The sequence below is a fragment of the Pseudomonas nitroreducens genome (assembly GCF_014204515.1).
In the GTDB taxonomy this organism is placed as follows: Bacteria; Pseudomonadota; Gammaproteobacteria; order Pseudomonadales; family Pseudomonadaceae; genus Pseudomonas; species Pseudomonas nitritireducens_A.
This window is the reverse complement of record NZ_JACHLI010000009.1, coordinates 120,478-140,857: the sequence shown is the minus strand read 5'-3', so window position 1 is coordinate 140,857 and position 20,380 is coordinate 120,478. Positions and strand designations below refer to the sequence as shown.

Annotated in this window: 15 protein-coding genes, 2 tRNA genes and 1 pseudogene; 10 read left to right on the top strand and 8 right to left on the bottom strand. The window is 66.5% G+C overall.

What is annotated here, in order from left to right:
• Positions 1-255: 255 nt before the first annotated feature.
• Positions 256-332, bottom strand: a tRNA-Asp gene (locus tag HNP46_RS13880).
• 13 nt (positions 333-345) lie between these two features.
• A tRNA-Val gene (locus tag HNP46_RS13875) sits at positions 346-421 on the bottom strand.
• A gap of 177 nt (positions 422-598) precedes the next feature.
• Here HNP46_RS13875 and rdgC point away from each other — a divergent pair.
• The 4 genes from rdgC (at position 599) to HNP46_RS13855 (ending at position 3,413) form a co-directional block, all read left to right on the top strand.
• Positions 599-1,519, top strand: coding sequence for a recombination-associated protein RdgC (gene rdgC, locus HNP46_RS13870; protein ID WP_184589775.1), 921 nt, complete (start codon positions 599-601; stop codon positions 1,517-1,519).
• 71 nt (positions 1,520-1,590) lie between these two features.
• Positions 1,591-2,547, top strand: coding sequence for a bile acid:sodium symporter family protein (locus HNP46_RS13865; RefSeq protein WP_184589774.1), 957 nt, complete (start codon positions 1,591-1,593; stop codon positions 2,545-2,547).
• A gap of 135 nt (positions 2,548-2,682) precedes the next feature.
• Entirely contained in the window at positions 2,683-2,997 is a 315-nt protein-coding gene (gene sugE, locus HNP46_RS13860) for a quaternary ammonium compound efflux SMR transporter SugE (protein ID WP_184589773.1), read from the top strand.
• Between the two features lie 206 nt (positions 2,998-3,203).
• A complete protein-coding gene (locus HNP46_RS13855) occupies positions 3,204-3,413 on the top strand; it encodes a cold-shock protein (RefSeq protein WP_015478234.1) in 210 nt (69 codons plus the stop codon).
• 76 nt (positions 3,414-3,489) lie between these two features.
• Here the strand turns inward: HNP46_RS13855 and HNP46_RS13850 are convergent, their stop codons facing one another.
• The 3 genes and pseudogenes from HNP46_RS13850 to HNP46_RS13840 all read right to left on the bottom strand — a co-directional run bounded on the left by HNP46_RS13850 (position 3,490) and on the right by HNP46_RS13840 (position 7,135).
• Positions 3,490-5,364 (bottom strand): MFS transporter, encoded by a 1,875-nt coding sequence (locus tag HNP46_RS13850; protein WP_184589772.1) that lies wholly within the window; start codon positions 5,362-5,364, stop codon positions 3,490-3,492.
• 126 nt (positions 5,365-5,490) lie between these two features.
• Positions 5,491-6,342: an AraC family transcriptional regulator gene (locus tag HNP46_RS13845; RefSeq protein WP_184589771.1), complete on the bottom strand. Its 852-nt coding sequence runs from the start codon at positions 6,340-6,342 to the stop codon at positions 5,491-5,493.
• A gap of 206 nt (positions 6,343-6,548) precedes the next feature.
• Positions 6,549-7,135, bottom strand: a pseudogene (locus HNP46_RS13840) (GNAT family N-acetyltransferase).
• A 244-nt stretch (positions 7,136-7,379) separates the two neighbouring features.
• Here HNP46_RS13840 and HNP46_RS13835 point away from each other — a divergent pair.
• Positions 7,380-10,856 (top strand): PAS domain-containing hybrid sensor histidine kinase/response regulator, encoded by a 3,477-nt coding sequence (locus tag HNP46_RS13835; RefSeq protein WP_184589768.1) that lies wholly within the window; start codon positions 7,380-7,382, stop codon positions 10,854-10,856.
• A 107-nt stretch (positions 10,857-10,963) separates the two neighbouring features.
• Here the strand turns inward: HNP46_RS13835 and HNP46_RS13830 are convergent, their stop codons facing one another.
• Positions 10,964-11,422: a DMT family transporter gene (locus HNP46_RS13830; RefSeq protein ID WP_184589767.1), complete on the bottom strand. Its 459-nt coding sequence runs from the start codon at positions 11,420-11,422 to the stop codon at positions 10,964-10,966.
• Between the two features lie 83 nt (positions 11,423-11,505).
• Here HNP46_RS13830 and HNP46_RS13825 point away from each other — a divergent pair, with 83 nt between their 5' ends.
• Positions 11,506-12,414, top strand: coding sequence for a LysR family transcriptional regulator (locus HNP46_RS13825; RefSeq protein ID WP_184589765.1), 909 nt, complete (start codon positions 11,506-11,508; stop codon positions 12,412-12,414).
• A gap of 4 nt (positions 12,415-12,418) precedes the next feature.
• Here the strand turns inward: HNP46_RS13825 and HNP46_RS13820 are convergent, their stop codons facing one another.
• Positions 12,419-13,237 carry a MerR family transcriptional regulator gene (locus HNP46_RS13820; RefSeq protein ID WP_260403164.1) on the bottom strand — a complete coding sequence of 273 codons (819 nt, stop codon included), beginning with the start codon at positions 13,235-13,237 and terminating at the stop codon, positions 12,419-12,421.
• Between the two features lie 285 nt (positions 13,238-13,522).
• Between HNP46_RS13820 and HNP46_RS13815 the strand changes: the two genes are divergently transcribed.
• The 4 genes from HNP46_RS13815 to HNP46_RS13800 all read left to right on the top strand — a co-directional run bounded on the left by HNP46_RS13815 (position 13,523) and on the right by HNP46_RS13800 (position 18,510).
• On the top strand, positions 13,523-14,407 hold the full coding sequence (locus tag HNP46_RS13815) for a M24 family metallopeptidase (protein WP_184589763.1): 885 nt from the start codon (positions 13,523-13,525) through the stop codon (positions 14,405-14,407).
• A complete protein-coding gene (locus HNP46_RS13810) occupies positions 14,404-16,176 on the top strand; it encodes an SDR family oxidoreductase (RefSeq protein WP_184589761.1) in 1,773 nt (590 codons plus the stop codon). The genes HNP46_RS13815 and HNP46_RS13810 overlap by 4 nt, the downstream gene beginning before the upstream one ends.
• A gap of 8 nt (positions 16,177-16,184) precedes the next feature.
• On the top strand, positions 16,185-17,075 hold the full coding sequence (locus HNP46_RS13805) for a metal-dependent hydrolase (protein WP_184589759.1): 891 nt from the start codon (positions 16,185-16,187) through the stop codon (positions 17,073-17,075).
• Between the two features lie 88 nt (positions 17,076-17,163).
• Positions 17,164-18,510, top strand: a complete 1,347-nt coding sequence (locus tag HNP46_RS13800) for an NAD(P)/FAD-dependent oxidoreductase (protein ID WP_184589758.1) — start codon at positions 17,164-17,166, stop codon at positions 18,508-18,510.
• 277 nt (positions 18,511-18,787) lie between these two features.
• Here the strand turns inward: HNP46_RS13800 and rmuC are convergent, their stop codons facing one another.
• Positions 18,788-20,152, bottom strand: coding sequence for a DNA recombination protein RmuC (gene rmuC, locus HNP46_RS13795; RefSeq protein ID WP_184589958.1), 1,365 nt, complete (start codon positions 20,150-20,152; stop codon positions 18,788-18,790).
• Positions 20,153-20,380 lie beyond the last annotated feature (228 nt).

The following is a 20,380-nucleotide window of genomic DNA, read 5'->3' as shown; positions in this document are numbered from 1 at the left end:
CCGTCATGGCTGAAGTAATGAAGCCGCGAGCTTATCAGGCGCTCGTGGCCAGTGGCTATGGGCAATAGGAACCACTACCGCGGGAGAAGTTCCCACAGCAAACTTATAGGAAAATTAACAGGATAAGTCAGACGGCCAGCACGCAATCGCAGTGATCGAAGCGGGCAACTTTCGATGGGGGCTTTCGTAGGAAGGTATAAAAGGCAGGCAAAGAAAAAGCCCTCAGGTATTGCTACCTGAGGGCTTTTCGAATTGTGGCGCAGCGGACGGGACTCGAACCCGCGACCCCCGGCGTGACAGGCCGGTATTCTAACCGACTGAACTACCGCTGCGTCGGACCTCGAGTGGTGGGTGATGACGGGATCGAACCGCCGACCCTCTGCTTGTAAGGCAGATGCTCTCCCGGCTGAGCTAATCACCCTTCGTCTCGAAGTGGGGCGCATTCTACGGAGGACATTGAACCCTGGCAAGCCCCCGGATGAAAAAAATTTTCAGATGTTCCAAAGGCTTAGATGAACAGGGCGAATGACGAAACGGGGTTGGCCTGGACCGCGCCGAACGGAATAATGGGTCCTTTGTGTCCAGGAGTTAGCCCCTCATGTGGTTCCGCAACCTGCTCGTATACCGACTCACCCAGGATCTGCAGATCGACGCCGATGCCCTGGAGAAGGCCCTGGCCAGCAAGCCGGCGCGCCCCTGCGCCAGCCAGGAACTGACTACCTATGGTTTCTCCGCGCCGTTCGGCAAGGGCCCGGATGCACCGCTGGTGCACGCCAGCGAAGGCTTCTTCCTGGTCAGCGCGCGCAAGGAAGAGCGAATTCTCCCCGGCAGCGTCGTGCGTGACGCACTGAAGGAGAAGGTCGACGAGATCGAAGGCGCGCAGATGCGCAAGGTCTACAAGAAGGAACGCGACCAGCTGAAGGACGAGATCGTCCAGACCCTGCTGCCGCGCGCCTTCATCCGTCGTTCGGCAACCTTCGCCGCCATCGCCCCGAGCCTGGGCCTGATCCTGGTCGACACCTCCAGCGCGAAGAAGGCCGAAGACCTGCTCTCCACCCTGCGCGAAGCCCTGGGCTCGCTGCCGGTGCGCCCGCTGACCGTGAAGACCGCGCCGACCGCCACCCTGACCGACTGGGTGAAGACCCAGGAAGCCGCCGGCGACTTCTTCGTGCTGGATGAGTGCGAGCTGCGCGACACCCACGAAGACGGTGGGGTGGTGCGTTGCAAGCGCCAGGACCTGACCAGCGAGGAAATCCAGCTGCACCTGACCTCCGGCAAGCTGGTCACCCAGCTATCCCTGGCCTGGTCGGACAAGCTGTCCTTCGTCCTCGACGACAAGGTGGCGATCAAGCGCCTGCGCTTCGAGGACATGCTGCAGGAGAAGGCCGAGCAGGACGGCGGCGAAGACGCCCTCGGCCAGCTCGACGCCAGCTTCACCCTGATGATGCTGACCTTCGCCGAGTTCATCCCGGCGCTGATCGAAGCACTCGGTGGCGAGGCAATGCCCGAAGGCATCTGATGCCCCGGCAGGCGCCGCGTCCGCGCGGCGCCTCTGATTGGAAAAGGCCCCCATAAAAAGAAGGAAGGCCCATGCGTGCTCTCACCCTGCTCAGCCGCTTCATGGGCAACACCTTCGCCCTCTGGGTGCTGCTGTTCGCCATCCTGGCGTTCTTCGTTCCCTCTCTCTTCACGCCGCTCACGGCTGCCATCGTGCCGATGCTCGGCGTGGTGATGTTTGGCATGGGCCTGACGCTCAAGGTCGAGGATTTCGCCGAAGTCGCCCGGCATCCCTGGCGCGTCACCCTCGGCGTGATCGCCCACTTCGTCATCATGCCCGGCATGGCCTGGCTGCTCTGCCAGCTCATGCACCTGCCGCCGGAGATCGCCGTGGGCGTCATCCTGGTCGGCTGTTGCCCCAGCGGCACCGCGTCCAACGTGATGACCTGGCTGTCGCGCGGCGACCTGGCTTTGTCGGTGGCCATCGCCGGCGTCACCACCCTCCTCGCCCCGCTGCTCACTCCCGCGCTGATCTGGCTGCTGGCCTCGGCCTGGCTGCCGGTGTCCTTCGGTGCGCTGTTCTGGTCGATCCTGCAGGTGGTCGTGGTACCCATCGTCCTCGGCATCGTCGCCCAGCGCCTGCTCGGGGCGCGGGTCCGTCACGTGGTCGACGTGCTGCCGCTGATCTCGGTGGTGTCCATCGTGATCATCGTCGCCGCGGTGGTCGCCGCCAGCCAGGCGAAGATCGCCGAATCCGGCCTGCTGATCATGGCCGTGGTGATCCTGCACAACGGCTTCGGCTTCCTGCTCGGCTACTTCACCGCCAAAGTCTTCGGCCTGCCGCTGGCGCAGCGCAAGTCGCTGGCGCTGGAAGTCGGCATGCAGAACTCCGGCCTTGGCGCCGCCCTGGCCAGTGCGCACTTCTCGCCGCTGGCGGCGGTGCCCAGTGCGCTGTTCAGCGTGTGGCACAACATCTCCGGCGCTACGCTTTCCACCTGGTTCCGCCGCATGACCGACGAACCAGCGGTCCGCGAAAAGGCCCCGCAATAGGGCAGAAACCCGGCGCCGGGTTGCCCGGCGCCCGGATATTGTGCAAAATAATGCACATTGTGAGGACGACCTCACCACCTTCCGGTGCTCCAGCGGGGACGGCCCTTCGTATCCATCCACCGTCTGGAGAGCTCCATGTCCTGGATCATTCTGTTCGTCGCCGGCCTGTTCGAAGTCGGCTGGGCCGTTGGCCTGAAGTACACCGAAGGTTTCACCCGCCCGATACCCACCGCGCTGACCATCCTGGCGATCATCACCAGCATGGGCCTGCTCGGCCTGGCCATGCGCAACCTGCCGCTGGGCACCGCCTACGCCATCTGGACCGGCGTCGGCGCAGTGGGCACCGTGATCGTCGGTATCGTGCTGTTCGGCGAGTCCATGGCGCCGATGCGCATTATCAGTGTGTTGCTGATCCTGTGCGGACTGGTCGGCCTGAAATTGAGCCACTGACGCTGTATCGGTTCCCGATACCGGCGGGCTGTCGCTTTCCCGAAAATTTGTCGGTATGCTGCGGGCCACTGTGTTTGCTAGGGTCACTGTGGCTCGTGACCTGGTGGGGCCATACCCCGCCAACCGGCTTCGATTGCACCTTGCAACTCAGGACGAGCGCGGACCTTTTCCGCAAAACAATCTTCAATTGTTCAAGGTGTATCTCCATGTCCAATCGTCAGACCGGCACCGTCAAGTGGTTCAATGACGCTAAAGGCTTCGGCTTCATCACCCCGGAAAGCGGCAACGACGTATTCGTTCACTTCCGCTCCATCCAGGGCAATGGCTTCAAGTCGCTGCAGGAAGGCCAGAAGGTCTCCTTCATCGTTGTTGAAGGCCAGAAAGGCCTGCAGGCTGACGAAGTTCAGGTTATCTGATCCTCGTCCTGCGCCACGAAAAAGCCCCGGCATTGCCGGGGCTTTTTCTTTGCCGCTCTTTCCGTAATGGAAAATGTCAGCGCGCCGCGCCGCGCAGGACCGCGACCTGTTCCTGCAGCAGCAGGCGCTTGGCCTCTTCAGGGGCCACCGGCTGGCCGGCCACCAGGCAGACCCGCGACCACAGCCGGCGCAGGAAGCCCTTCTGCGGATCGCGACTGAAGAAGCTGCCCCACAGTCCCTGCAGCGCCATCGGAATCACCGGTACCGGAGTCTCCTCGATGATGCGCTCCACGCCACCGCGGAACTCGTTCATCTCGCCGTCCAGGGTCAGCATGCCCTCGGGGAAGATGCACACCAGCTCCCCTTCACGCAGGTATTCGGCAACCTTGGCGAAAGCCTTCTCGTAGGTCGCCGCGTCCTCGTTGCGCCCGGCGATGGGCACGGCGCCCGCGGTGCGGAAGATGAAGTTGAGCACCGGGATGCGGAAGATCTTGTAGTACATGACGAAGCGCACCGGGCGCCGCACGGAGCCGGCGATCAGCAGCGCATCGACGAAGGACACGTGGTTGCACACCAGTACTGCCGGGCCTTCATCGGGGATAACGTCCAGGTTACGGTGATCGACCCGGTACATCGAGTGGGTCAGCAGCCACACCAGGAAGCGCATGGTGAACTCGGGCACGATCTTGAAGATGTACACGTTCACCGCGACGTTCATCAGCGAGAGCACGAGGAACAGCTCGGGGATCGACAGCTTCGCCACCGACAGCAGCAGGATCGAGACGATCGCCGCAACCACCATGAACAGCGCGTTGAGGATGTTGTTCGCAGCGATCACCCGCGCGCGCTTGTCCTCCTCGGTGCGCGCCTGGATCAGCGCGTACAGCGGCACGATATAGAAGCCGCCGAAGACGCCGATGCCGAGGATGTCCGCCAGCACCGCCCAGGACTGCGAATGTTCCAGCACCGCCAGCCAGTTGTACGGCTGCTCGCCCTGCGGGAAGCCGCCCGAATGCCACCACAGCAGGATGCCGAACAGGCTCAGGCCGATGGAGCCGAAGGGCACCAGGCCGATCTCCACTTTCTTGCCGGAGAGCTTTTCGCAAAGCATCGAGCCCAGCGCGATCCCCACCGAGAACACCGTGAGGATCAGCGTCACCACGCTCTCGTCACCGTGCAGCAGTTCCTTGGCGTAGGTCGGGATCTGCGTCAGGTAGACCGCGCCGAGGAACCAGAACCACGAGTTGCCCACCAGCGAGCGCGACACCGCCGGGCGCTGGCGCAGGCCGAGCAGGAGGATGCTCCAGGACTGGCGGAAGATGTTCCAGTCGACCTTCAGCTCCGGCAGCGCGGCGGCGGCGCGGGGAATCCTGCGGCTGGCAAGGAAGCCGCAGACGGCCACCAGCACCACGGCGGCGCCGACGCCTGCCGCATAGTCCTGCCGCGACATCAGCACGCCTGCACCGATGGTGCCGCAGAGGATGGCGAGGAAGGTGCCCATTTCCACCAGGGCGTTGCCGCCCACCAGTTCGTCCTCGCGCAGGTGCTGCGGCAGGATCGAGTACTTCACCGGTCCGAACAGCGCCGAGTGGGTGCCCATGGCGAACAGCGCCAGGAACAGCAACGGCAGGCTGCCGAACACGAAGCCCGCAGCGCCCACCGCCATGATGACGATCTCGGCCAGCTTCAGCGCACGCATCAGCGCGTCCTTGTTGTACTTCTCGCCGAACTGTCCACCCAGGGCGGAGAACAGGAAGAACGGCAGGATGAACAACAGCGCGCAGAGGTTGACCAGCAGGTTGCGGTCACCGCCGACGGTGAGGTGGTAGAGGATCGCCAGGATCAGCGACTGCTTGAAGATGTTGTCGTTGAAGGCACCCAGCAGCTGGGTGATGAAGAAGGGCAGGAATCGCTTGGTGCCCAGCAGGGCGAATTGCGAATGTTGAGACATCGTCCTTGTTTACCTGCGTAGCGGCCTCGGGCCGGGATGACAGCACGGATATGACGGCAACGGCGTGGAGCGAAGCCACATTATTCACACAAATCCGGGAAAACGCGCGCTTCCCCTGGGCGCCGATCAGGCCAGACGCTGCGACCTTGCGCAAGCCTGGCGGTACTCGCCGGGGCCGACGCCGTAGGCCTGCTTGAACTGCCGGCTGAGGTGGCTCTGGTCGGCGAAGCCCAGCTGCATGGCCACATTCACCGGCATGCAGCCCTGCTTGAGCAGCGCCCGCGCCTGTTCCAGCCGGCGCTGCTTGAGCCAGGCATGGGGCGGCAGGCCGGTAGCCTTGCGGAACACCCGGGCGAAGTGGAAGGGCGACAGGCCGACGGCGACGGCCAGTTCCTCCAGCGACGGCGGCTCCATCAGCCGCGAGCCGAGCAGCTCGCGGGCGCGCGCCACGGCCAGGGGTTCGTTGCCCGCAGGCGGTGCCTCGGGAATCCGCGCGTGACGCTGGAACAGCAACAGCAGCGCCTCGCGCCAGCAGGTCTGGCGCTGCAGCACGCTGGCGTCGGAGTCCAGCAGGCGGTGGGCGGCAAACAGCGCCTGCACCAGTTGCGGATCGAACACCACGCTGGCATCGAAGGACGGCGTACCGCTTCCGCCCAGCTCCAGTTCCTGCAGCACGCCGGCGACCTGCGCCAGCTCCGGGTAGAAACCACGGTAGCGCCAGCCGGCCTCATCGGCCTTGGAGCCGGTATGCACCTCATCGGGGTTGATCAGCACCACGCTGCCGGCCGGGGCGAAATGCTCGGCGCCGCGATGGTGGAAGCGCTGCGCGCCCTGCTCGATCATGACGAAGGCGAAGCCTTCATGGACGTGGGGCGAGAACACCTGCTCGATGTAGCGCGCATGCAGCAGCTCGACGCCGCCCAGCTCCTGGGCGCGCCAGAAGCGGGTGCGTTCGCCGCTTGCGTCGTGTTCTGCCATGCGCTACTCCGCCCTGGAATGATCTAAACGCCGAGCCATTACCTGCACTCTGTGCCTGTGCTTGCCCTCACCCCAGCCCTCTCCCAAGGGGAGAGGGGGCAATCCGTGCCGGCTGACATAACGGCTTCATCCTGCGCCAATCGGTCCCCTCTCCCATGGGGAGAGGGTTAGGGTGAGGGGTTTTGAAGCCGCGAACAGAGTACCACTCAGCCGTTGAAACCGGCTTCCAGCGCGGCCTTCACCTGCGGCCATTCCTGATCGGTGATGCTGTAGAGGATGGTGTCGTCCAGCCGCCCGCCGGCCAGGCGCCGGTGGTTGCGCAGCACGCCTTCGCGCACCGCGCCGAGCTTCTCGATGGCGCGCTGGGAGCGTTCGTTGCTGGCGGCGGTCTTGAACTGCACGCGCACCATCTTCCAGCTGTCGAAGGCGTGGCGCAGCATCAGGTACTTCATGGTGGCGTTGAGGCCGCTGCCGTGCTGGCCCTGGTCCAGCCAGGTGGCGCCGATCTCGCAGGCCGGCAGCGCCGGGAGAAAGTCCATGAAGCGCGTGGTGCCGACGATCTGGTTGCCCAGGCGTACCACCAGCGGCAGCGCACGGCCCTCGCGCTGGTCGGCCAGGCCCTGGCGGTACCAGTCAGGGCGTCCCGGCGCGCTCATGAACTGCAGGACGTCGCGGTTCTGCTCCGCCAGCGTCACCAGGTCCGGCACGTCGGCCTCCACCATCGGCTCCAGGCGCAGGGCCCCGCGCTGCAAGGTGATGGGTAACGGTCTGAACATGGCGCCCTCCTCGACACACGACGCGAAATCATCGCTCCTATCAGAGCGTAGCGGCCCGTTGAAGTGCCGCGCGCCGGAGCGCTGACGACGGACGGACCGCGAAAAGGCCGGCAAGCTACCAGTCCGGCGCCCCGCCCTCAAGTGTGAGGCGCGACACGGCGCCACTGAGACATTGGTAGCAGGTGTCTGACAGTTCCGGACTTTGGTGCGAAACTGCTGCCAGTGCTCCTGCGGGGGAGCCCGTTCACTTCCGGAGTCAGCATGTCGTTGTCCAGTGGGCTGATCGCAACGGTCGCCCTGCTCTACATGGCGGTCCTGTTCGCCATCGCGTTCTATGGCGACCGCCGGCGCGCCCCTCTTTCGCCACGTGTCCGCGCCTGGGTCTACAGCCTGTCCCTGGCAGTCTACTGCACCAGCTGGACCTTCTTCGGCGCCGTCGGCCAGGCCGCCGACCAGCTCTGGTCGTTCCTGCCGATCTATGTCGGCCCCGTGTTGCTGATGCTCTTCGCGCCCTGGGTGCTGCAGAAGATGATCATGATCAGCAAGCAGGAGAACATCACCTCCATCGCCGACTTCATCGCCGCACGCTACGGCAAGTCCCAGGCGCTGGCAGTTGTGGTGGCGCTGATCTGCGTGGTCTGCGTGCTGCCCTACATCGCCCTGCAGCTCAAAGGCATCGTCCTCGGGGTGAACCTGCTGATCGGCGCCGGCCCCGACTCCACCGGTATCCGTGCCCAGGACACGGCGCTGATCGTGTCGCTGATCCTCGCCCTGTTCACCATCGTCTTCGGCACCCGCAACCTGGACGTCACCGAGCACCACCGCGGCATGGTGCTGGCGATTGCCTTCGAGTCGCTGGTCAAGCTCACGGCCTTCCTCGCCGTGGGCATCTTCGTCACCTACGGCCTCTATGACGGCTTCGGCGATCTGGTGGACAAGGCCCGCGTCGCCCCGCAACTCACCGAGTACTGGAAGGAGACCGTGCACTGGCCGGCCATGCTGCTGCAGACCGGCGTGGCGATGACCGCGATCATGTGCCTGCCGCGGCAGTTCCACGTGCTGGTGGTGGAGAACATCGAGCCGCGTGACCTCAATCTCGCGCGCTGGGTGTTCCCGATCTACCTGGTGCTGGCCGCGCTGTTCGTGGTGCCCATCGCCCTCGCCGGGCAGATGCACCTGCCGTCCGGGGTGATGCCCGACTCCTTCGTCATCAGCCTGCCGCTGGCCGAGGCGCATCCGGCGCTGGCCCTGCTGGCCTTCATCGGTGGCGCTTCGGCGGCCACCGGCATGGTGATCGTGGCCAGCGTGGCGCTGTCCACCATGGTTTCCAACGACATGCTGCTGCCCTGGCTGCTGCGCCGCAAAGGCGAGGCCGAGCAGCCCTTCGAGGTGTTCCGCCACTGGCTGCTGACCGTGCGCCGGGTGAGCATCGCGCTGATCCTCCTGCTGGCCTACGTCAGCTACCGCCTGCTGGGCTCCACCGCGAGCCTCGCCACCATCGGCCAGATCGCCTTCGCCGCCATCGCCCAGCTCGGCCCGGCGATGATCGGCGCGCTGTACTGGAAGCAGGCCAACCGCCGCGGCGTGTTCGCCGGCCTCGCCGCCGGTTCCTTCCTCTGGGCCTATACCCTGGTGTTGCCGGTGGTCGCCAAGGGCCTGGGTTGGCCACTGGAAACCTTCCCCGGGCTGGCCTGGCTCGCCGGCCGTCCGTTCGGCCTGTCCATCGAGCCGCTGACCCTCGGCGTGCTGCTCTCGCTGATCGGCAACTTCGCGCTGTTCGGGCTGGTCTCGGTGTTCTCCCGCACCCGCGTCTCCGAGCACTGGCAGGCCAGCCGCTTCATCGGCCAGGAAATCTCGCAGAAGCTCAGCTCGCGCTCGATGCTTGCGGTGCAGCTGGAAGACCTGCTGATGCTTGCCGCCCGCTTCGTCGGCGAGGAGCGCGCACGGCAGAGCTTCATTCGCTTCGCCTACCGCCAGGGCAAGGGCTTCACCCCCAGCCAGAATGCCAACGACGAGTGGATCGCCCACACCGAACGCCTGCTCGCCGGCGTGCTCGGCGCCTCCTCCGCTCGCGCTGTGGTGAAGGCCGCCATCGAAGGCCGCGAGATGCAGGTGGAGGACGTGGTGAAGATCGCCGACGAAGCCTCCGAGGTGCTGCAGTTCAACCGCGCGCTGCTGCAGGGCGCCATCGAGAACATCACCCAGGGCATCAGCGTGGTCGACCAGTCGCTGCGCCTGGTGGCCTGGAACCATCGCTACATCGAGCTGTTCGAGTATCCGGATGGCCTGATCTACGTCGGCCGGCCGATTGCCGACATCATCCGCTACAACGCCGAGCGCAATCTCTGCGGGCCGGGCGACCCCGACCTGCACGTCGCCAAGCGCCTGTACTGGATGCGCCAGGGCACGCCACACACCTCCGAGCGGCTGTTCCCCAACGGCCGGGTGATCGAGCTGATCGGCAACCCGATGCCCGGCGGCGGCTTCGTCATGAGCTTCACCGACATCACCAACTACCGCGACGCCGAGCAGGGCCTGAAGGACGCCAACGAAGGCCTGGAGCAGCGCGTGCAGGAGCGCACCTTCGAGCTGTCCCAGCTCAACCAGGCGCTCACCGAAGCCAAGGGCACGGCCGAGGCGGCGAACCAGTCGAAATCGCGCTTCCTCGCCGCCGTCAGCCACGACCTGATGCAGCCGCTGAACGCCGCACGGCTGTTCTCCGCCGCCCTCGCCCACCAGGAAAAACTGCCCGAGGAAGCCACCGAACTGGTGCGCCACCTGGACTCGTCTCTGCGCTCTGCCGAAGACCTGATCACCGACCTGCTGGACATCTCGCGCCTTGAGGGCGGCCGCGTCAGCGCCGATGTGGCGGCCTTCCCGCTGAGCAACCTGTACGACACCCTCGGCGTGGAGTTCCGCGTGCTGGCCCAGGAGCACGGCATCGACTTCCATGTGCGCGGCAGCAAGCTGCGCGTGGAAAGCGACATCAAGCTGCTGCGCCGCGTGCTGCAGAACTTCCTCACCAACGCCTTCCGCTACGCCAAGGGCCACGTGCTGCTGGGCGTGCGCCGCGAGGCCGGACACCTGCGCCTGGAAGTCTGGGACCACGGCCCAGGCATCCCGCCGGACAAGCTGCAGGTGATCTTCGAGGAATTCAAACGCCTGGACAGCCACCAGACCCGCGCGGAAAAGGGCCTGGGCCTGGGCCTGGCGATCGCCGATCGGCTGTGCAAGGTGCTCGGCCATCGCCTGGAAGTCCGCTCCTGGCCGGGCAAGGGCAGCGTGTTCAGCGTCAGCGTGCCGCTGGCGCGCCAGCCGGCCCCGGCGCCGCTGAACGGGCACAAGGTGGAAACTCCGGAACAGCTCAATGGCGCCCAGGTGCTCTGCGTCGACAACGAGGACAGCATCCTCACCGGCATGAACAGCCTGCTGACCCGCTGGGGCTGCCGCGTGCTCACCGCCCGCAGCCGCGAGGAATGCCAGGCGCTGCTGGAAGGCGATGCGCGGCCGCAGCTGGCATTGATCGACTACCACCTGGACGACGGCGAACTGGGCACCGACCTGATGGCCTGGCTGCGCACCCGCCTGGGCGAACCGGTACCCGGCGTGGTGATCAGCGCGGACGCCCGCCCCGAACTGGTGGCACAGATCCACGCGGCGGGGCTGGAGTTCCTGCCCAAGCCGGTGAAGCCGGCGGCGTTGCGGGCGTTGTTGAGTCGGCATTTGAGTTTGCGGTGATGGTCCTCAGTGGTGGCTCGGCACCCTCTCCCTAACCCTGGCTGCGCGCCCCGCTCCGAAGGGAGAGGGCTGGGGAGAGGGTCTCCCAGACCTGCTCCGCGCCCACCTCAAACCACCCTCCCCCGCCACTGCAGCAACACCACCCCGGCAATGATCAACCCGACCGCCAACAGCCCCTCCACAGACAATCTCCGCACCGGAAAACCAGCCCAACCGAACTGGTCGCAAAGCGCCGACATCAGCATCTGCCCCGCCACCACGCAGGCCAGGAAGGTCGCCGCGCCCAGCTGCGGCGCCAGCATCACCGCCACCGTCAGGTAGGCCGCGCCGAACAACCCGCCGAGCCAGCCCCACCAGGGCGTGGTGGCGATGCCGGCCGCGGCGGGAAGCGGCACGCGAAAGGCCAGCAGCGCGATGATCACCGCCGCCAGGCTCACCCCCAGGGACGTCAGGCTGGCACTCAGCGGATGGCCCAGCTGGCGGCCGAGCAAGGAGTTGCTGCCGGCCTGCAAAGCAACCAGCGCACCCACGCCAATGGCGGGCAACAGCAGAAGCAGTTTCGACATTGAAAAGTCTCCATGGCTTGTCGATAGGCCTCAGCTTCTGCTATCCACCCCACTCATGGAAATGAAAGATCGGTACACCCTGAATGCATCCAGTTCATGACCTTCGCCGCATCGACCTCAATCTGCTGGTGATCCTCGATGCACTACTGGACGAGCGCCACGTCTCCCGCGCCGCCGAGCGGCTGGCCATGACCCAACCAGCAGTGAGCCATGCGCTCAACCGCCTGCGCGACCTGCTCGACGACCCGCTGCTGATCCGTGCCGGCAACCAGATGCAGCTAACCCGCCGCGCCTTCGAACTGGCCGGTCCGCTGCGCGAAATCCTCGGCGGCGTACGCCGGCTGGTGCTGGGCGATGACTTCGATCCGGCCAGCGCCGAGCTGGAGCTGCGCCTGGGCATGTCCGACTACGGCAGCTGGGTGGTGCTGCCGGCGCTGCTGCCGATCCTGCGTCGCGAGGCGCCGGGCATTCACCTGGACGTGCGCCAGGCTTCGCGGGTGGGCATGGCCGAACAGGTAGCGAGCGGCGAGCTGGATGGCGCCGTGGGCGTCTTCCCGATGCTGCCCGAGGGGCTGCGCGTGCAGCGGCTGTTCGAGGAACGCTTCGCCTGCCTGTGTTCCCGCGAAACCCTCGGCGACAGAAAGCGCCTGGACCTGGACGACTACCTCGCCGCTCCGCACCTGCGCGTGGCCCTGCAGCAGAGCCCCGCGGAAGAAATCGACAGCCACCTGGAGAAACTCGGCCGGCGCCGCCAGGTGGCCGCCACCGTGCCGCATTTCAGCGTGGCGCCAAGCCTGCTGGCGGGCACCGATCTGGTGCTGACCATTGCCGCGCGCATGCTGCCGGACGATCTCGACGCCCAGGGTCTGGCCAGCTTCGAGCCGCCGCTGAAACTGGCACCCTTCGACTTCGTGCAGATCTGGTCGGAGAGCAGCGAGGACGATCCGGCGCGACGCTGGCTGCGCGGCAAGCTGGCTCAGGCAGCCAGCTGATCCCCTATTCCGGGGTCTCCAGGCGCCGGAGGATTTCCCCGACGCGCTCGCCGAGCATCTCGTTGGCCGAACGCTTCAGACCGCGCGCCAGTTCCACCAGCACCACCTGCTCGGCCACCGGGCGCAGGCGCTGGAAGACTTCGGCGAGGCGCTCGAGGTCCGCCGCGCCAGGCAGCAGGTCGGCACCGGGCTTGTCCACCAGATGGGTCACCACCAGGCGCACGATGCCAGCGGCGAGGTGTTCGGTGTCGCTGCGCAGCACCGCCAGGTGATCCAGCAGCGATGCCAGCGGGATACCGGCGCAGTACAGCTCGACGCCAGCATTGAACAGGCGCGGACTGGGAATGCTGATGCGCTCGCCGTCGAAGGCCAGCAGGCCCTGCGCCAGCGCCTGGTCGATCACCGCGTCATTGAGCTCATCGCCGAACAGCGCCTGCAGGTCACTGAACTCGATGTTGCCGGGAGACTCCAGGTTCCACGGGCCGACGATGGCTTCGTCGAGGCCGAGCACGTGGTCCAGGTCGTGGCCGCTCTCCCAGCTCTCCAGCAGCTCCTTGATGTTGGCGATGTTGTAGCCGCGCTCCAGCAGGCGATTGATCAGCCGCAGACGACGCAGATGGCTGGCGAAATACACCCCGGCGCGGCCACGGCGCTCGGGCGGCGGCAGCAGGCCGCGATCCTGATAGGCGCGCAGGTTGCGCACCGTGGTGCCACCCTCGCGGGCCAGCTCATCCACCGTGTACTCGCGCTCTTCCTCCGCCGTGGAGGGCGCGTCGTCCGGGCGTTGCAGCAGGCGCTGCAGGAGGTTCAGGGGTGTGCTCATGGGGGCGGATGATAATCACCGTTGCGCCTTCAGAACAATCCAAAGCAACCGCTCCAGGGTGATCCACAACACAGCCGCCAAGCCCAACCAAAGACGGGAACTGCGCCCCGCGAATTTCCCATCCCCTCCCACAACCCGCGCCGCCAGAGGCTCCGGGCGCCGGTAACACTCCAGGCCCGGCACGCACGGCATGGCGCAACGCTTGCTGATGGGTCAGCATCGATCGTGACATCAACCGATGTCACGATCGATGCAACGATAACAACAATCAGCCTGGAGAAAGTCATGTCCCAAGGCGCCTGGGTGCCCACCCCCGAAGACCTGCGGCAGTTCCGCGCGACACAGCAACTGGCCTACCGCTGCTGCGAAACCATTGCCGGCGAACTGCGCCCGGGCATCAGCGAGCGCGAGACCGCCGCCCTGATGAAGACCTGGCTGCTCGATCACGGCGTGCGCGACTGGTTCCACCAACCCTTCGCCTGGTTCGGTCCGCGCACCTCGTTCAATGGCTTCGACGGCCTGCGCCACCTGGGCGGCTTCAACCTGGCCTTCTACCCCGGCAAGCAGCGCCTGGAGGAAGGCATGCCCTTCATCCTCGACTGCGCGCCGACCCTGGGCGCCTACACCGCCGACGTCGGCTACTCCGGCGCGCTGGGCCACAACCTGCTGGTGGAACGGCTGATGGACGACCTGCTGGCGCACCGCAACCTGATCGTCGAACAGGTGCGCCAGCGCCTGCCGCTGGCCCAGGTCAGCCAGTCGGTGGACCGCCTCTGCCAGCGCCAGGGCACCCTGCCGCGGCACAAGGCCTACCCCTTCGAAGTGCTGGCGCATCGCGTGGAAAAACTCGGCGCGCGGGACAGCGGCCCCTCACTGGCGCGCTTCGGCGTGCGCAACATCGCCACGCTGATGAAGAACGCCCTGATCACCGGCAAGCGCGAAGGCTGGTCGCCGCTGTGGTCGAGCAACGAGCGCTCGCAGCACGCGCCGACTCCCGGCCTCTGGGCGGTCGAACCGCACCTGGGCCTACGCGGCGTGGGCGCCAAGTTCGAGGAGCTGCTGGTGGTCACCGAGGACGATGCCTACTGGCTGGACGACGACCTGCCCCACGTGCGCCGCTGGATTTCCCGTGGCCTGATCAGCGCCCCGGCGCGGCGGGAGGTGGCATGAACGCGATGCTGGAGAAGAGCCTGCCGACGCCGGAACGCCTCGACGTGCAATCGGGCAACGTGCGCCTGGCCGTCTGGCGTTGGGGTGAATCGCACCTGCCGATGGTGCTGTTCGTCCACGGCTATCCGGACAACCATGAAGTCTGGCTGCCGCTGATCCGCCAGCTGTCCGGACGTTATCAACTGGTGGCCTACGACGTGCGCGGCGCCGGCGAATCGGACAAGCCGCGCAAGACCCGCGACTACCGCCTGGAGCTGCTCAGCCAGGATCTGAAGGCCGTGCTCGATGCCGTCAGCCCGCAGCGCGCGGTGCATCTGGTGGCCCACGACTGGGGCTCGATCCAGACCTGGGAAAGCGTCACCGATCCGCAACTGCGCGCGCGCATCGCCTCCTACACCAGCGTCTCCGGCCCGTGCCTGGACCACGTCGGCTTCTGGATGCGTGACCGCCTGCGCCGCAAGACGCCGCGCGCGCTGCTGCAGATGGCCAGCCAGCTGGTGAGCTCCTGGTACATCTACTACTTCCACCTGCCGCTGCTGCCGTCGCTGTCCTGGCGCTTCGGCGCGGCCAGGGCCTGGCCGCAGTACCTGCGCAAGGTCGAGGGCATCCGCAATCCGTCGCGCAACCCGCACCAGGCCAGCGACGGCGAACACGGCGTGAAGCTCTACCGCGCCAACTTCATCACCTCGATCTTCAAGCCGCGCAAGCGCCACACCGAGGTGCCGGTGCAACTCATCGTGCCGACCCGCGACCGCTACGTCGGCCAACAATTGTTCCAGCAACTCTCTCTGTGGGCGCCGCGCCTGTGGCGCCGCGACGTCACCGCCGGGCACTGGCAGTTGCTGGCTGATCCCGCGCAACTGGGCCGCTGGATAGACGAGTTCGTCAGCCACATCGAAGGCGGCGAAGCCACCCCGGAACTGCAGCGCGCCGCGCTGAAACCCGGCGCCGGCCCCTTCGCCGGCAAACTGGTGGTGGTCACCGGAGCCGGCGGCGGCATCGGCCGTTCGACCCTGCTCAGCTTCGCCGAACGCGGCGCCAGCGTGCTGGCCGCGGACATCGACCCGGCCGCCGCCGAACGCAGCGCCGAACTGGCCCGCGCGGTGGGTGCCAGCGCCCACAGCTACTGCGTGGACGTGGGTGACAGCGCGGCCATGGAACGCTTCGCCCAGTGGGTGAAGAGCAGCCTCGGCGTACCCGACATCGTGGTCAGCAATGCCGGCATCGGCATGGCCGGGCCGATGCTCAAGACCACCCCGCAGGAATGGGAGCGCCTGCTGCGCATCAACCTGTGGAGCGTGATCGACGGCTGTCGGCTGTTCGGCAAACAGATGGTCGACAGCGGCAAACGCGGGCACCTGGTCAACGTCGCTTCCGGCGTGGCTTTCGCGCCGTCGCGCAACTACCCGGCCTACGCCACCAGCAAGGCGGCGGTGCTGATGCTCAGCGAATGCCTGCGCGCCGAGCTGGCGGGCAATGGCATCGGCGTCAGCGCGGCGTGCCCCGGCTTCGTCGACACCGGCATCGTCCAGGCCACGCGCTTCGCCGGCCTGGACGACGAACAACAGACGAAACACCGCGCCAGGGTGCAGCGCTTCTACCGTCGGCGCCGGCTCAGCCCGGACACCGTCGGCGAACGCATCACCCGCGCCGTGGAACGCAACCAGCCGGTGGTCAAGGTCGGCAGCGAAGTGCACCTGGGCGCCCTGCAATGGCGCTTCATGCCCTGGCTGTCGCGCCTGTTCGCCCGCCTCAACCTGACCGCCTGAGACCGACCATGAACGATCATCATCACAAGCTGGTACAGCGCAAGGTGCAGTTCGACTACAGCGACTCGCCGCTGCACTGGATTCCCGGCGAGCCCGAGGCTTCGCACGTGGTCAACGTCATCCACATGATGCTGCCGGCCGGAGAGCTGTGGTTCTGCCGCCTGTACAACAAGGCCCTGCCCTTCGTGAAGGAAGGCCGCCTGCGCGACGACGTGCAGGGTTTCATCCGCCAGGAGGCGATGCACGCCCGCGCCCACAACGGCGCGCTGGAACGCTACCTGAGCCACCACGGCATCGACTCGACGCGCTACCTGAAGGTCATGGACTACCTGTTCGAACAGTTGCTCAGCGATACACCACTGGGGCTCACGCTGTTCAACCGCACCGCCTGGCTCAAGCGCTGGTGGATCGGCCAGCGCTGCGCCATCGTCGCGGCGGTGGAACACTTCACCTGCGTGCTGGGCAAGTGGATCCTGGAGGCTGACGCGCTGGACCGCGCCCAGGCCGACCCGGTGCTGCTCGACCTGTTCCGCTGGCACGGCGCCGAAGAGGTGGAGCACCGCAACGTCGCCCACGACCTGCACGTGCACCTGGGCGGCACCTTCATCAGCCGTCAGCTGTGGATGTTCGTGGTCTGGCCGCTGATCATCTACCTGTTCGCCTTCGGCACCCGCACCCTGTCGCGGCAGGACCCGAGCCTGGCCAGGCCACGCTCTTTCGCCGCCATCTGGCGCGATGGCTCGCGCAGCGGCGTGCTGCCGAAGATCAGCTCGGTGGCCACCAGCTTCCTGCGCTACTTCAAGCCCTGGTACCACCCCGACCACGAGGCCAACACCCAGGAAGCGCTGGATTACCTGGCCCGCTCGCCGGCCGCCAGCCGGGCCGCGCGCGCCTCCTAGAGCCTCTCGGCGCGCCCGCGCAGTGGATGCGCGAGGCACGCCGAACGCATACTGCGGCATCCGTTTATCGATTCTGGGATGCCGCTTTATGCCGATGGGAACCTACCCGCTTCACCCCGCCCTTTCCGCTCGCGTGGATCGCCTGCCGGAGCAGGTGGACGTGGTCATTGCCGGCAGCGGCATCATGGGCTGCGCCACCGCGTGGCAGCTCGCGGGTCTGGGCCTGAGCGTGCTGGTGCTGGACAAGGCCGGCCTCGCCAGCCAGCAATCCACCCGCGCCTGGGGCTTCGTCCGCCAGCAGGCGCGCGACCCGGCGGAAGTGCCGCTGATGATGGCCGCCATCCCGCTGTGGGAACGTCTGGAAAAGGAATTGCAACTGCCGCTGGAATGGCGCCAGGGCGGCTGCCTGTACCTGGCCGAAACGCCGGAGCAGCAACACAAGTACGAGGACTGGCTGAAGGTTGCCGGCAACTTCGGACTCGGCACTCGGCTGCTCGGCCGCGCGGAAGTCGCGCAGCTGATGCCGGCGCTGAGCGATCCGGCACTGGGCGCGCTGTACACCGCCAACGATGGCCAGGCCGAGCCGCGCCGGGTCGCTCCGGGTTACGCCCTGCGCGCCATCGAACGCGGCGCCGTGTTCGTCGAAGGCTGCGGCGTCACCGGCATCGACCGCGCTGCCGGCGCCATCTGCGGCGTGCAGACCGAACGCGGCTACGTGAAGACGCGGCAACTGCTGGTCTGCGCCGGCGCCAGCAGTTGGCTTCTGCTGCAGAGCCTCGGGCTGGACCTGCCGCAGCAGGCCGTGCGCTGCACCGTCTCGCGCACCAGCCCCGGCCCGGACGTCGGTGCGCAGAGCTTCATCGGTCATGGCATCGGCTTCCGCCAGCGCGCCGACGGCAGCATCAACCTGGCCGACGAAACCCAGGCCGATATCGACCTCAACCTCGATTACCTGCGTGGCGCGAAACATTACCTGCCGCACCTGCCGGAGCACCGTGCGGGCTTCTCCTTCAAGCTCAACGGCGCGCTGTTCCACGACCTGCGCCAGCGCCTGCCCGGCTCGGAACGCCGCATGAACGGCCCGGTACTCGGCGAGCGCGATCCGCAGGTAAAGGCAAATACCTCACGCGTCTTCCAGGCGCAGACCAACCTCGCACGGGCCTTCCCGGCGCTGCGTGATGTGAGGGTGGTGGAAAGCTGGGCCGGCCTGATCGACGTGCTGCCCGACGGCATCCCGGTGCTCGACGCGCCGCCTGAAGTGCCCGGCCTGCTGATTGCCACCGGCTTCTGCGGGCATGGCTTCGCCATGGGGCCGATCGTCGGGCAACTGATGAGTCAGTGGATTGTCGATGGACAGCCGGGGATGGACTTGCACGCCTTCCGCCTCCGGCGCTTCGCCGATGGGACAGCGGGCAAGCCTTACTCGCTGTTCTGACCAAGGTCGTCCATCTCGCGAAACGCTCTTCGTAGGATGGCGTGAAGCGCAGCGATACCCATCAGTTGCAGCACGGGTATCGCAAGCTCCACCCATCCTACGCACCTCAGGCTACGGCGCCTTGCCGATGGCACGGCGGGCAAGCCGTATCCGCTGTTCTGACTCTTCGTAGGAGCGAGCTTGCTCGCGAAGAGAACTAACCGGCTATCTGGGCAATTCCGGGAAACACTGGTTCGCGAGCAAGCTCGCTCCTACAAGGGGATTCCCCGGACTTGCGCTACTCACCTTCTTCCACCAAAGGCGAATCATCGCTCAGCGCCCGCTCCAGCCATTCGGTCGGCAGGTTCTTGCTGGCCCGCGCGCCCAGGAGCTTGACCTGCTCGGCGCGGCTGATCAGGTTGCCGCGTCCTTCGCAGAGCTTGTTGCGTGCGGCCGCGTAGGTCTTGTCCAGCTGTTGCAGGCGCGTGCCCATCTCATCCAGGTCCTGCACGAACAGCACGAACTTGTCGTACAGCGCCCCGGCGCGTTCGGCGATCTCGCGGGCGTTCTGGTTCTGCCGCTCCTGCCGCCAGAGGCTGTCGATCACCCGCAAAGTCGCCAGCAGGGTGGTCGGGCTGACGATCACGATGTTGCGCTCGAAGGCCTCCTGGAACAGGTTCGGCTCGGCCTGCAGCGCCGCCGAAAAGGCCGCTTCGATCGGCATGAACAACAGCACGAAATCGAGGCTGTGCAGCCCCTCAAGGCGTCGGTAGTCCTTGTCGGAAAGCCCCTTCACGTGACTGCGCAGGGATAGCACGTGAGCCTTGAGCGCCTGCTGGCGGATCACCTCGTCGTCGGCGGCGATGAACTGCTGGTAGGCGGTCAGGCTGACCTTGGCGTCCACCACCACCTGCTTGTCGCCGGGCAGGCGGATCAGCACGTCGGGCTGGAAGCGCTCGCCGTCCGGCGCGCGCAGGCTGACCTGGGTTTCGTATTCGCGGCCCTTCTCCAGGCCGGCGTGCTCCAGCACCCGCTCCAGCACCAGTTCGCCCCAGTTGCCCTGGGTCTTCTGGCCCTTCAGGGCGCGGGTCAGGTTGGTGGCCTCCTCGCCCAGGCGCAGGTTCAACTGCTGCAGGCGCTCCAGTTCCCTGGTCAGGGAGAAACGCTCGCGGGCCTCGGCCTGGTAGCTCTCCTCCACCCGCTTCTCGAAGGACTGGATGCGTTCCTTCAACGGATCGAGCAATTGCCCCAGGCGCTGCTGACTCGACTCGGCAAAGCGCTGCTCGCGCTCGTCGAAGATTTTCCCGGCCAGCTCGGCGAACTGCGCGCGCAGGTCGTCCTTCGCCGCTTGCAGATCACCCAGGCGCTGCTGGTGATTGTCCTGCTGCTCGCGCAGCTCGGCGGACAACGCCGCGTGCTCGGCAGAAAGCCGGCGCAACTCGACTTCCTTGTCGGCGCGTTCGGCCTGCCAGTCCTGCTCGGCGTTGCCCAGGCGCGCGCGCTCCTGCTTGCCCAGTTCGACTTCGCGGCGCAGGGCGGCTGCTTCGGCGGAAAGCTCGCCGTGCCGCCCGCTCAGGTGCTGGAAGGCTTCGCGATCGGCCTCGGCGCGAGCGGACAAGCCGTCCTGCGCCAATTGCGCGGTGGCCAGACGTTCGCGCAGCAAGGTCGCCTCCTGCTCCACCTGCACCCGCCGCGCCTGCAGATGCCAGGCGAGCGCCGCCATGGGCAGCAATCCGGCGAGCGCGCCCAGCAACAGGGCGGAAACATCAAGGGGCATGCGGGACTCCGAGCTCTGCAAGTGAATCGCGACATACTACCAGCGGCTCACGTTGAGACGCTTTGTCACTTGCAAAGGCCCTGGATCAAGGCTGCAGAGCAAGCGCTCGGGACA